General features: G+C 32.5%; 1 protein-coding gene. It reads left to right on the top strand.

Going from position 1 to position 280, the window contains the following annotated elements:
• A partial coding sequence (locus AOA61_RS31330; protein ID WP_218197383.1) for a hypothetical protein occupies positions 1-280 on the top strand: 280 nt, incomplete at both ends.

Raw genomic sequence — 280 nt, 5'->3', positions numbered from 1 at the left:
GGAATATTGTTTGGAATTTTAGCCGTAAATTTATTTATGTAATGACAATTTATTTCTTATTTAGTGTTTTCATCGTATTGCAAACAGCTATTGATTCACTTGAGGTTGCATTTTCGAAAGAGGTAATTTCCCTTTCAGATAGTGAATATGGCTTTCTTGTGAGTATAGCAGGAGCTGGGATTTTAGTAGGAGCATTCATTAATGTTATCTTCACTAAAAAACTTGCAATATCCCTTTTAATTGGAGCTGGTGCTGTAATGGTTTCCATTGGTTATATCAT

It is taken from the genome of Pseudomonas sp. 2995-1 (assembly GCF_002742505.1).
GTDB lineage: Bacteria > Pseudomonadota > Gammaproteobacteria > Pseudomonadales > Pseudomonadaceae > Aquipseudomonas > Aquipseudomonas sivasensis.
Note: the sequence above shows the minus strand (reverse complement) of the source record. Positions and strands in the feature narration are given on the sequence as shown.